The organism is Streptomyces aurantiaciflavus (assembly GCF_049808595.1).
Classification (GTDB): Bacteria; Actinomycetota; Actinomycetes; order Streptomycetales; family Streptomycetaceae; genus Streptomyces.
Map to the genome: position 1 here is coordinate 139,207 of NZ_JBNCAQ010000022.1, position 12,196 is coordinate 151,402.

Annotated in this window: 9 protein-coding genes and 1 tRNA gene; 3 read left to right on the forward strand and 7 right to left on the reverse strand. The window is 72.1% G+C overall.

All coding sequences use genetic code 11. The features are described from left to right. Nucleotides 1-11: 11 nt before the first annotated feature. The 3 genes from ACPT94_RS25735 to ACPT94_RS25745 form a co-directional block, all read right to left on the reverse strand. Nucleotides 12-773, reverse strand: a complete 762-nt coding sequence (locus tag ACPT94_RS25735) for an SDR family oxidoreductase (protein ID WP_360348411.1) — start codon at nucleotides 771-773, stop codon at nucleotides 12-14. Nucleotides 774-948: 175 nt separating this feature from the next. Further along, nucleotides 949-2,346 carry a GntP family permease gene (locus ACPT94_RS25740; RefSeq protein ID WP_360348408.1) on the reverse strand — a complete coding sequence of 466 codons (1,398 nt, stop codon included), beginning with the start codon at nucleotides 2,344-2,346 and terminating at the stop codon, nucleotides 949-951. Nucleotides 2,347-2,575: 229 nt separating this feature from the next. Beyond that, nucleotides 2,576-3,094, reverse strand: a complete 519-nt coding sequence (locus ACPT94_RS25745) for a gluconokinase (protein WP_360348405.1) — start codon at nucleotides 3,092-3,094, stop codon at nucleotides 2,576-2,578. Between the two features lie 130 nt (nucleotides 3,095-3,224). Between ACPT94_RS25745 and ACPT94_RS25750 the strand changes: the two genes are divergently transcribed. Next, nucleotides 3,225-3,926: a FadR/GntR family transcriptional regulator gene (locus ACPT94_RS25750; protein WP_360348402.1), complete on the forward strand. Its 702-nt coding sequence runs from the start codon at nucleotides 3,225-3,227 to the stop codon at nucleotides 3,924-3,926. A gap of 76 nt (nucleotides 3,927-4,002) precedes the next feature. On the opposite strand, the gene ACPT94_RS25755 is transcribed toward ACPT94_RS25750, so the two are convergent. The 4 genes from ACPT94_RS25755 to ACPT94_RS25770 form a co-directional block, all read right to left on the reverse strand. Then, nucleotides 4,003-4,410, reverse strand: coding sequence for a YchJ family protein (locus ACPT94_RS25755; protein ID WP_425246913.1), 408 nt, complete (start codon nucleotides 4,408-4,410; stop codon nucleotides 4,003-4,005). 123 nt (nucleotides 4,411-4,533) lie between these two features. Continuing rightward, a complete protein-coding gene (locus ACPT94_RS25760; protein WP_425246914.1) occupies nucleotides 4,534-5,877 on the reverse strand; it encodes a M1 family metallopeptidase in 1,344 nt (447 codons plus the stop codon). Between the two features lie 74 nt (nucleotides 5,878-5,951). Further along, nucleotides 5,952-9,806, reverse strand: coding sequence for a Pls/PosA family non-ribosomal peptide synthetase (locus ACPT94_RS25765; protein ID WP_425246915.1), 3,855 nt, complete (start codon nucleotides 9,804-9,806; stop codon nucleotides 5,952-5,954). Nucleotides 9,807-10,077: 271 nt separating this feature from the next. Further along, nucleotides 10,078-10,162, reverse strand: a tRNA-Leu gene (locus ACPT94_RS25770). A 202-nt stretch (nucleotides 10,163-10,364) separates the two neighbouring features. Between ACPT94_RS25770 and ACPT94_RS25775 the strand changes: the two genes are divergently transcribed. Together ACPT94_RS25775 and chpH are read left to right on the forward strand one after the other, a co-directional pair. Beyond that, complete coding sequence (locus ACPT94_RS25775) at nucleotides 10,365-11,693, forward strand: M20/M25/M40 family metallo-hydrolase (RefSeq protein WP_360348393.1); 1,329 nt, start codon at nucleotides 10,365-10,367, stop codon at nucleotides 11,691-11,693. Between the two features lie 176 nt (nucleotides 11,694-11,869). Then, a complete protein-coding gene (gene chpH / locus ACPT94_RS25780) occupies nucleotides 11,870-12,103 on the forward strand; it encodes a chaplin ChpH (RefSeq protein ID WP_360348390.1) in 234 nt (77 codons plus the stop codon). Nucleotides 12,104-12,196 lie beyond the last annotated feature (93 nt).

Genomic DNA, 12,196 nt, shown 5'->3' on the forward strand with positions numbered 1-12,196 from the left:
CTCAGCTCCCTTCAGAGGACACTCGTCATACCGCCGTCGACGTACAGCACCTGTCCGCTGACGAAGTCCGCCGCGGGCGAGGCCAGGAACAGCACTCCGCCCACCAGGTCCTCGGTGCGGCCCCAACGGCCGGCCGGGGTCCGCCGTCGCACCCACGCGCTGAACTCCTCGTCCCGCACGAGGGGTTGGGTCAGCTCGGTCTCGATGTAGCCGGGGCCCAGGCCGTTGACCTGCACGCCGTACGGGCCCCAGTCCGCGCACATGCCCTTGGTGAGCATCTTCAACGCGCCCTTGGTGGCCGCGTAGGGCGCGATACCGGGCCGGACCACCTCGCTCTGCAGCGAGCAGATGTTGACGATCTTGCCGTGGCCGCGTTCCGTCATCCCGCGCGCGGCCTCGCGGCCGACGAGGAACGCGCTGGTCAGGTTGGTGTTCAGGATGCGGTGCCAGTCCGTGTCCGTGAACTCCAGGAGCGGAGCGCGCAGTTGCATGCCCGCGTTGTTGACCAGGATGTCGAGCGGGCCCACCCGCTGTTCGACATCCGCGATGCCGGCCCGGACCGAGGAACCGTCCGTGACGTCGAACACGGCCGTGTGCACCCGGCCGCCGGGCAGTTCGGCGGCCGCCCGCTCGAGGCGTTCGCCGTCCCGGCCGTTGAGGACCACCGTGCAGCCGGCCTCCGCCAGGCCGCGCGCGAGCGCGAGTCCGATGCCCCGGCTGGAGCCGGTCACCAGGGCCGTACGGCCGCTGATGTCGAACAGGGGGTGACTCATCGCCGTACTCCTAGTGCCGCGACAGGCAACGTTCGCCCCGTCGCGACGCCCGGCACGCCCTCTCGCCGCACCGGCCGAAAGCCCAAGTACATCCAGTACGAGGGCTTCCGGCCGGCACACCGAGAGCACGCACCGGACGCCGCTCCTCACCGGGCAAACGTTGCCTGCCGCGGCACTAGATGATCAGCGACAGGAGCAGGACCACACCGCCGGCGACGACCGAGATGATCGTCTCCATGACGGACCAGGTCTTGATCGTCTGCCCGACGCTCAGCCCGAAGTACTCCTTCACCAGCCAGAAGCCGGCGTCGTTGACATGGCTGAAGAAGAGCGAGCCGGCACCGATGGCCAGCACCAGCAGGGCCGCGTGGGTCGTCGACATGTCGGCCGCGAGCGGAGCGACCAGGCCGGCCGCCGAGACCGTCGCCACCGTCGCCGAACCGGTCGCCAGCCGGATCGCCACCGCGATCAGCCAGGCCAGCAGCAGCGCCGGGATCGACCAGTCCTCGGAGATCTCCAGGACCATCCGGCCCACCCCGCAGTCGATCAGCGTCTGCTTGAAGCCGCCGCCCGCGCCCACGATCAGCAGGATGCCCGCGATGGGCGCGAGCCCCTTCTCCACGAGCTGCGAGATCCGCTCCTTGGAGAACCCGGCGGGCCGACCCAGCGTGAAGATGCCGACGATCACGGCGGCGAGCAGGGCGATCAGCGGGGAGCCGACGACGTCGAAGACGCGCTGCACCGTGTTCTCGGGATCGTCGATGACGATGTCGACCAGTGCCTTGGCCAGCATCAGCACGACCGGCAGCAGGATGGTCGCCAGCGTGGCACCGAAGCCGGGGCGCCGCTCCAGCTCCTCCGAGGGGCGTTGCGGGATCATGCGCTCGGGGGCGGGCACGTCCACCCAGCGGGCGGCGAACCGTGAGAACAGCGGACCGGCGATGACCACCGTCGGAACGGCGACCAGCACACCCAGCGCCAGCGTGACGCCCAGGTTGGCCTTGACCGCGTCGATCGCGACGAGCGGACCCGGGTGCGGCGGCACCAGCCCGTGCATCACCGACAGACCGGCGAGCGCCGGGATGCCGATCCGCATGAGCGAGAAGTTGCCGCGCTTGGCGACCATCAGCACGACCGGGATCAGCAGCACGACGCCGACCTCGAAGAACAGCGGCAGACCGATCACCGAGGCGATCAGCACCATCGCCCACGGCATCGAACGGCCGCCCGCCCTGGCGAGGATCGTGTCGACGATCTGGTCGGCGCCGCCGGAGTCGGCGAGCAGCTTGCCGAGGATCGCGCCCAGCGCGATCAGCACGCCCACGCCGGCGACGGTGGAGCCGAGGCCGGTGGTGAAGCTGACGATGGCCTTGTCGAGCGGCGCCCCGGCGAACGCGCCCAGCGCGAGCGAGCCGATCGTCAGCGCCAGGAAGGCGTGCAGTTTGAACTTGGTGATGAGCAGGACGATGACGGCGATGCCCGCCAGCACGGCTATGCCCAGCTGGGCGTGGCCGGCCGAGGTGATCGGCTCGACGGTGTCCGCTGCCAGCATCTCGACGCTGAGTCTGGTCAAGGGAGTCCCTTACGGATACGGGGGGATGGGGGAGGGAGGTACGGAGGTACTACGAGGCCGCGGTACGGGTCCTGGGGGTGATCCGGTACTGCGGGTGCTACGGGTGGTGCCGTACCGCGGGCACTGCGGGTGGTGCCGTCCCGCGGGTACTACGGGTGATCCGGTACCCCGGGTGCCGCGGCACCGGGGAACTGCGGGTACTGCGGGGGTGCTCCCGGGTTCCGGGTCGCTACCGCTGAGGGTCGGGAAGCGCGTCGAGCGCGGTCGCGGACCGTTCGGTGATCTCCTCCGGGCTGCCGGTGACATCGACCGTGACCCCCGCCTCGTCCGCCTGGAGCGGCTGGAGCGTGGCGAACTGGGAGTCCAGCAGCGCGGTCGGCATGAAGTGCCCCCGCCGGTGCGTCATCCGGTCCTCGATCAGCGTCCGGTCGCCGGCGAGGTGCAGGAACACGACCCCGGGAGCCGCGGCGCGGAGCCGGTCGCGGTACGACCGCTTCAGCGCCGAGCAGCTGACCACCCCGCCCAGCCCGGCCCGCCCCTGCGCCCAGGTGCCGATGGCGTCGAGCCACGGCCACCTGTCGTCGTCGCCGAGCGGGATGCCGGCCGACATCTTGGCGATGTTGGCCTGCGGGTGGAAGTCGTCGCCCTCGGCGTACGGAACGCCCAGCCGGGCCGCGAGCAGCGGACCGATCGTGGTCTTGCCCGTGCCGGCGACGCCCATCACCACGACGACGTGGGGGGTACGCATCTCTGCCTCGCTGTCTTCCTCGACACCTGATGTCGACGACACTGAAACCTATTACGTACGACGAATTCAAGACCCTGTGACAAATAAGTCTGACTTTATGGGCTCGTGATCCACCCCGTACGCTGAGTACATGACCACTCCGGGCCGGGGTCTGCACGGCCATGTACTGGACACCCTCGGCCCCGCCATCACCGCGGGCGAGTACCCGCCTGGCAGCGTCCTGCGCACCGACGAGCTGGCCCAGCGCTTCGACGTCTCCCGCTCGGTGATGCGCGAGGCGGTCCGCGTCCTCGAGTCCATGCACCTGGTCGAGTCCCGCCGCCGGGTGGGCGTGACGGTGCGCCCGAAGGCGGAGTGGAACGTCTACGACCCGCAGGTCATCCGCTGGCGTCTGGAGGGCGCCGACCGCCCGCACCAACTGCGCTCGCTCACCGTCCTGCGCTCGGCGATCGAGCCGGTCGCGGCCGGCCTGGCGGCGAAACACGCCACGGCGGAGCAGTGCGCCGAGCTGACCGAGTGCGCGCTCGGCATGGTGGCCAACTCACGCGGCCACCAACTGGAGGGCTACCTCGTCCACGACGTCGCCTTCCACCGCGTGATCCTCACGGCCTCCGGCAACGAGATGTTCGCCCGCCTCGGCGACGTCGTCGCGGAGGTCCTCGCCGGCCGCACCCATCACGAGGTCATGTTCGAGGACCCCGACCCGGCCGCCGTCACCCTTCACGTCCAGGTCGCGGAGGCGGTCCGCGAGGGAGACGCGCACCGCGCGGAGAAACTGACCCGGGAGATCACGGTCGGCGCCCTCCAGGAACTGGACATCCTGGCCCCGTGACGCGCACCCGCCGTACCGCGCACGCGCACGGCGGTACCACGCACGCGCACCCCAGTACCGCGCACCTCCTACGGCACTACTCCGGGAACTCCCCGTCCACGTACACCCAGGCCCCGTCCACCCGCTCGAACCGGCTCCGCTCGCGCAGCGCACCGCCCCGGTAGGAAGCCCGGAACTCCACGATCCCCGTGGCGTGGAAGGCCGTTCCGTCGACCGTGTCGAGGATCTCCAGCCCGGTCCACCGCATCCGGGGATCCAGGTCGAGCCGCCCGGGCCGGGTCCGGGGGTGCCAGGTCCGCGTCAGATACCCCACGTCCCCCTTCACGAAGGCGCTGTACCGCGACCGCATCAGCGCCTCGGCGGTCGGCGCGGCGAGGCCGCCGGAGTGGTACCGCCCGCAGCACGCCTCGTACGCCGCGGGAAGGCCGCACGGGCAGGAGGCGGGCGGGGCGGACCCGGAAGGCCGGGCGGTGCGTCGGGACATGGGCCCCATTGTGCCGGTCCGGGCGCCCTCGGCCCCGGGCGGGGGACGCCGCACAGGACCGTGGCAGCGCGGCGCGCCGCCGCCGCGGGCCACAAGACGCCGCTCAGGCTCCGGCAGGAGCGATCACGCGCCCCGCGCCACCGGAGCCACCGGCAGCGGCGGCAGGGCCGTCGCGTACAGCCACGCGTCGAACAGGTCGTCCAGCGGCTCGGGCGCGAAACGTGCCGCGTGGGCCGTGAACGTCGACGTCGTCACCGCCCCGCCGCGGTGCAGACCGAGCCAGGCGCGCAGCATGCGGAAGAAGGCGTCGTCGCCCATCGCGCAGCGCAGCGCGTGCACGGTGAGGCCGCCGCGCTCGTAGAGCCGGTCGTCGAACATCGACTTGCGTCCCGGATCGGCCAGGAGGAGGTCCTGCGGCAGGGTGGACAGCAACCGGTGTGCGGCGGCGGCGAGTTGCTGCGCCGTACGGCCGCCCGAGCGCTCCGACCACAGCCACTCCGCGTACTTGGCGAACCCCTCGTTCAGCCAGATGTGCCGCCAGTCGGCGATGGACACGCTGTTGCCGAACCACTGGTGCGCCAGCTCGTGCGCCACGAGCCGCTCCGAACCCCGGGCCCCGTCCACGTGGTTGGCGCCGAACAGCGACAACCCCTGGGCCTCGACGGGGACATCGAGCTCCTCCTCGGTCACGACGACCGCGTACTCGTCGAACGGGTAGGGCCCGAAGAGCTGTTGGAAGAGGTGCATCATCCCGGGCTGGCGGGCGAAGTCCCGGGAGAACTCCGGCAGCAGGTGCGCCGGAATGTGCCCGTGCTGCGGCACCCCGCCGAGCCCCGGATCGCCCAGCAGCACCGTCTGGTACTTGCCGATCGACAGCCCGACGAGATAGCTCGACGTCGGCGCGGACTGCTCGTACACCCAGGTCGTCGTCGAGGCCTTCGTCGTACGGGTCAGCAGGCGCCCGCCCGCGACCACCGCGTACGCCGACGGCGTGGTGATCGAGATCTGGTACGACGCCTTGTCGGCGGGCCGGTCGTTGCACGGGTACCAGGAGGGCGCCCCGACCGGCTGGCTCGCCACCAGCGCCCCGTCGCCCAGTTCCTCCCAGCCGATGCCGCCCCACGGGCTGCTGACCGGCTTGGGGTTGCCCGACCAGTGGACCTCGACGGTGAAGGCGGCCCCGGCCCGCAGCGGCTTGGCCGGCCGGATGCGCAGTCTGCCGCCCCGATGCGTGTAGTGCGGCTGCCGGCCGTCGACCCGGACCCGGCCGATCTTGAAGTCGGCCAGGTTCAGCTGGAACTCGGTGAGCGGCGCCCGCCCCGCGATCGCGTTGATCCGCGCCGCGCCCGACAGCCGGTTCGGGCCGGGCCGGTAGTCCAGCGTGAGCTCGTAGCGATGCACCCGGTACCGGGGATCGCCGTTGGCCGGGAAATACGGGTCCGACCCCACTGACTGCTGAACTGCCACTGCCCCGTCCGCTCCCTGCGCCGTGCTGCCACTCCCCGCCGGTGTGCCGCTCTCCGGTTCCGAGTGGCCGGCGCTCAGGGACGCCATGCTTCGATCGGGTTGCCGAGCCAGCGGGTGTCGTCCGGAACGGACTCCGCGGCCATCACGAGCGACGCGGGACCCAGGGTCGTCCGGGCCCCGATCGTGCTGCCGGGCAGCACGATCCCGCCAGGGCCCAGCGTGGCACCCTCACGGAGGACCACAGTATCCGTTCGCAAGATCCGGTCGTGGAAGAGGTGAGTCTGGAGCACACAGCCCCGGTTGACCGTCGCCGCGTCCTCCAGCGTCACCAGATCCGTCTCCGGCAGCCAGTAGCTCTCCACCCAGACGCCCCTGCCGATGCGTGCCCCGAGCCCGCGCAGCCACGCCGTCATCAGCGGCGTACCCGGCACCGAACCGGCCAGCCACGGCACGGCCACGACCTCGACGAACGTGTCCGCCAGCTCGTTGCGCCACACGAAGGAGCTCCACAGCGGATACTCCCCGCTGTGATGCCGCCCGACGAGCAGCCACTTCGCGACGACGGACAGCAGCGCCGCCGCGCCGCCCGCGCCGAGCAGCACCAGCCCCGACAGCAGCGGAGCCCACGCCCCCAGCGCGCACAGCGCCGCCACCGTCAGCACCGCGAGCCCCGCCGAGCAGAACACCGGCACGATCCGGCACAGCTCCACCAGTCCGCGCGCCCACAGCAGCCGGGCCGGCGGCTCGTACGTCCGGCTCTGGTCGCCGTCGGCCGCCGCACGCGGCAGCTTCACCGGCGGCAGCCCCAGATACGAGCTGCCCTTCTTCGCCTTCTTCGGCGTCGCCGACAGCACCCCGACCAACCCGCCGTCCGGCACGGACCGTCCCGGCGCGGTCATCCCCGAGTTCCCGAGGAACGCCCGCCGCCCGATCTCCGCACGCCCGATCCGCACCCAGCCCCCACCGAGCTCGTACGGCGCGGTCAACGTGTCGTCGGCCAGGAACGCGCCCTCCCCGACCGTCGTCAGGCTCGGCAGCGCGAGCACCGTCGACACCTCGGCGCCCCGCCCGATCCGCATCCCCAGCAGCCGCAGCCACACCGGCGTGACCAGCCCCGCGTACAGCGGGAACAGCGTCTCCCGGGAACGGTCCATCAGCTGCGTGACCGTCCACGCCTGCCAGCCGGTCCGGCTGTGCGTCGGATGCGTCCCCTCCCGCAGACCGAGGCTCGACAGCCGTACGGCGACCAGGAGCAGCAGCGCGTACGCCAGCCCGTAGGCGAGCGTGGCCGGGACCAGTGCCACAGCGGCACCCCGCAGAGGCGCGTCGGCGGTGACGAACGGGTAGGCCACGGCGAGCGCGGCTCCGGCCGCCAGCACCGGCAGCAAGCTGAGAGCGACGCCCGTCACGCCGTACATCGCCCGCCAGGCGATGCCCCGCCGCGGACGCTCCTTGGGCCAGTTGCGCTTGGTTTTGCCCAGCTTGACCGCGGGCGCGCCCGCCCAGCGCTGGCCCGTCGGGACCTGCCCGGTGACGGCCGAGCCCGGCGCCACCTCGGCCCGCTTGCCGACGCGGGCGCCCGGGAAGAGCATGCTGCGCGTACCGACGACGGCGTGCGCCCCGACCTTGACCGGACCGATCTCCAGCCGGTCGCCGTCCAGCCACCAGCCGGACAGGTCCACCTCGGACTCGACGGCCGCGCCCCGGCCCAGTTTGAGCATCCCGGTGACCGGCGGCAGCGCGTGCAGGTCGACGTCCGGGCCGATCTTCGCGCCCAGGGCCCGCGCGTACCGCTCCAGCCAGGACCCGGTCAGCGAGGTCGCCCCGCTGAACTCGGCCAGCCGCTCGGCCGTCCACAGCCGCAGATGCACACCGCCCCCGCGCGCGTACCGCCCCGGCCGCACACCCCGCAGCAGCAGCCTTGCCCCGCCCGCGCCGAGCGCGAGCCGCCCGGGCGGGCTGAAGAACAGCAGGGCCCCGGCGATCACCAGCCACCACGGGGCGGTCGGCAGCCGGCCGTAGGCGGGCAGGACGTTGCCCAGCGCGGCCAGCACGACCGTCCAGCGCAGGCCGAGCAGCGTGAACAGCGGCACGAGCAGCAGCAGCTGGATCACCTGCGCGCGCCTCGGCACCGGCGCGATCGCACGCCGGGCACCGTCGTCCTGCGCCGACTCCTCCAGCCGGCGGGCCAGCTTGCGCAGGGTGGGCTGCTGGTAGATGTCGAGGACGGCCGCGCTCGGGTAGCGGGTGCGCAGCCGGGTGGTGAGCTGGGCGGCGGCCAGGCTGCTGCCGCCGATCGCGAAGAAGTCGTCGGAGGCGCCGGTGACGGGGATGCCCAGCACCTCGGCCCACTGCTCCGCGAGCCAGGCCTCCGTGCCGTAGAGCTGCTCGGCCGGACCGCTCGTCTCCAGCCCTTCCAGCGGCCAGGGCAAAGCATTGCGGTCGACCTTCCCGGACGTCCGGGTCGGCAGGTCGTCGACCGGCGCGAGCAGCGGCACCAGCGCGGCGGGCAGCTCGGCGCGCAGCTTCTCCACGGCCGCGGCCTGGTCCCAGCCGTCCTGGGTGACGACATAGCCGACGAGCAGCTGGTTGCCGCTGCGGGCGGTCCGCACGGCGGCGGCCGCACCCGCGACCCCGGGCAGCGCCTGCAGCGCCGCGTCCACCTCGCCCAGCTCGATCCGCCGCCCGCCGAGCTTGATCTGCTCGTCGGCCCGCCCCAGGAAGACCAGCCCCTCGGGCTCAGCCTTCACCAGGTCCCCACTGCGGTACGCCCGCTCCCAGCCCAGCGACCGAAGCGGCGCGTACTTCTCCGCGTCCTTCTCGGCGTCGAGATACCGCGCGAGCCCGACCCCGCCGATCACCAGCTGCCCGCTGCCGCCCATCGGCACGGGCTCCCCGGCCTCGTCGACGACGGCCAGCTCCCACCCCCTGAGCGGCAGCCCGATCCGGATCGGCTCCTCCCCGCCCATCAGGGACGCACAGGCCACGACGGTCGCCTCGGTCGGCCCATACGTGTTCCAGACCTCACGCCCCTCGGTCACCAGCCGCTGCGCCAGCTCGGGCGGACACGCCTCACCACCGAAGATCAGCAGGCGTACGTCGTTGAGGGTCTCCGGCTCCCACAGGGCCGCCAGCGTCGGCACGGTCGAGACGACGGTGATCTCCTGCTCCACCAGCCAGGGCCCGAGATCGGCACCGCTCCTGACCTGCGACCGCGGCACCGGCACCAGACAGGCCCCGTACCGCCAGGCCAGCCACATCTCCTCGCAGGAGGCGTCGAAGGCGACCGACAGCCCAGCCATGACCCGGTCGCCCGGACCGATCGGCTCCTCGGTGAGGAACAGCGCGGCCTCGGCGTCCACGAAGGCCGCCGCGCTGCGGTGGCTGACGGCGACGCCCTTGGGCTTCCCGGTGGAGCCGGAGGTGAAGATGATCCACGCGTCGTGCTCGACGCCGGGGCGGGCGGCGGGCGCCTCGGAGCGCCCGTGCACGGTCAGCTCGTGCCCGGCTCCGACGACGGCCCGCACCTCCGCCTCCCCGAACACCAGCTCGGCCCGCTCGTCGGGGTCCTCGGCGTCCACGGGGACGTACGCGGCGCCCGCGGCCAGGACGGCGAGGATCGCCACGTAGAGGTCGTTGGTCCCGGACGGCACCCGGACCCCCACCCGGTCGCCGAGCCCGACCCCGGCGGCGGCCAGCCGGCGCCGCAGTCTCTCCACCTCGACGGCCAGCGCGCGGTAGGTCAGGGACGTCGTGCCGTCGTCCAGCGCGGGCTCGTCCGGGTAGGCGCGCACGGACGCGTCGAAGACGTCGATGAGCGTGCGGGGGGAGGCGGCGGGGCCGCCGGAGAAGCGGGCGGTGTCGCCGAGTTGTTCGCGGATCTCGTCGTCGAGCAGGTCGAGAGCGCTGCTCTCGTCGATGGCTGCCATCGGTCCTCGCGTCTCGTTCCCGGAAGCCTCCGGGGCGCTGGCGGGCCCGCAGGTCTGCCTGGGGTTGTCCGGCTCCAGCTCCGTAACAAGCCGGAAATTTTAGTACGACGCCGGGTTCGCGCCTCCGGGTCAGCCGTCCGCGGAGGCCGTTCGGGGGCGTCGGGGGGACCGCAGAGGGGCGGTGACCTGGTGATCTTCGGGACGGAGAGAGATGCCCCACACAACGAGCGAGGGCCGTGACCTGATGGTCACGACCCTCGCTCATCTCGCGTGTCCGAGGGGGGACTTGAACCCCCACGCCCGATAAAGGGCACTAGCACCTCAAGCTAGCGCGTCTGCCATTCCGCCACCCGGACAAGGTGTCTGTCGTGCGGGGTTTCCCTCGCGGCGACGTCGTAAACATTACCAGGCTTTCGGAGGTGCCCGATCACAGGCGGTCGGCCGCCCGGCGCCTCCGGCGTGAACGGCGTGTGACGGGCCGGGAGCACTCTTGGGCGCGGGCGCCGGGCAGGGGGAGGATGAGGGAGACCACCAGCAGCGACAGCGGGAGGAAGCAGCGTGAGCGCGACGGACGACACGGCCAGGGGCGTCACCGGCGAGGACGAGGTCGTGGACCTCTGCCGCGAGCTGATCAGGTTCGACACCAGCAACTACGGCGACCACTCGGGCCCGGGGGAGCGAGGGGCGGCCGAGTACGTCGCCGAGAAGCTCGCCGAGGTGGGGCTGGAGCCCAGGATCTTCGAGTCGCACCCGGGCCGCGCCTCCACGGTGGCCCGCATCGAGGGCGAGGACCCGTCCCGGCCCGCGCTGCTCATCCACGGCCACCTCGACGTCGTACCGGCCAACGCGGCCGACTGGACCCACGACCCCTTCTCGGGCGAGGTCGCCGACGGCTGTGTGTGGGGCCGGGGCGCCGTCGACATGAAGGACATGGACGCGATGACCCTCGCGGTCGTCCGGGACCGGCTGCGCTCCGGGCGCAGGCCGCCGCGCGACATCGTGCTCGCGTTCCTCGCCGACGAGGAGGCGGGCGGCCTGTACGGCGCCCGGTACCTGGTCGACCGCCACCCCGAGCTCTTCGAGGGCGTCACCGAGGCGATCAGCGAGGTGGGCGGCTTCTCGTTCACGGTGAACGAGCAGCGGCGGCTCTATCTGATCCAGACGGCCGAGAAGGGCATGCACTGGATGAAGCTGACCGTCGCCGGCACCGCCGGGCACGGCTCGATGATCCACCGGGACAACGCGATCACCGAGCTGTCCGAGGCCGTCGCCCGGCTCGGGCGGCACAAGTTCCCCGTCCGGGTCACCAAGACCACCCGGGCCTTCCTCGACGAACTCGGCGACGCGCTCGGCACCGAGCTGGACCCCGAGGACATGGAGTCGACCCTCGCCCGGCTCGGCGGCATCGCCAAGCTGATCGGCGCGACCCTGAGCAACACCGCCAACCCGACCCAGCTGGGCGCCGGCTACAAGGTCAACGTCATTCCGGGCGAGGCCACCGCGCACGTCGACGGGCGCTTCCTGCCGGGCCACGAGGAGGAGTTCCTCGCCGACCTCGACCGCATCCTCGGTCCGAAGGTGCGCCGCGAGGACGTGCACTCCGACAAGGCCCTGGAGACCTCCTTCGACGGGGCACTGGTCGAGGCGATGCAGTCCGCGCTGCTCGCCGAGGACCCGACCGCCAAGGCCGTCCCCTACATGCTCTCCGGCGGGACGGACGCCAAGTCCTTCGACGACCTCGGCATCCGCGGCTTCGGCTTCGCCCCGCTGAAGCTGCCGCCGGAGCTGGACTTCGCCGGGATGTTCCACGGGGTCGACGAGCGGGTGCCCGTGGACGGGCTGCAGTTCGGGGTGCGGGTCCTCGACCGCTTCATCGACGCGTCCTGATCGGCGGCATGTCCCGAATTCGCCCGAGAAACGAACCTTCACTATTCGTCAGCGTGTGCGGGCGCGACTGGGAAGAGTGAATGCGACCATACGCTCGTAGCCTGATTACTCCCTCCTCGTTACTGGTGGTGTGATCCGCTAATCAGGATCGCTTTTTTGCCAACAAGGAGGAAATAGTGATCAAGAAGGTCGTCGCCGCTGCTGCCGCCACCGGTGGTCTGGTTCTCGCGGGCGCGGGCATGGCCGTCGCCGACTCGGGTGCCCACGGTGCCGCCGTGCACTCCCCGGGTGTCGCTTCCGGCAACGTGATCCAGGTGCCCGTGCACGTCCCGGTGAACGCCTGCGGCAACACGGTCTCCGTGATCGGGCTGCTGAACCCCACCTTCGGCAACACCTGCATCAACAAGTGACGTCAACCCGCTGAGGGGTCGTCCACACCGTCGGGGCCCCCGCGCGGGGCCGACGCTGCCGGGGCGACCCCGGGGTTTGGGGCCAGCCCGCAG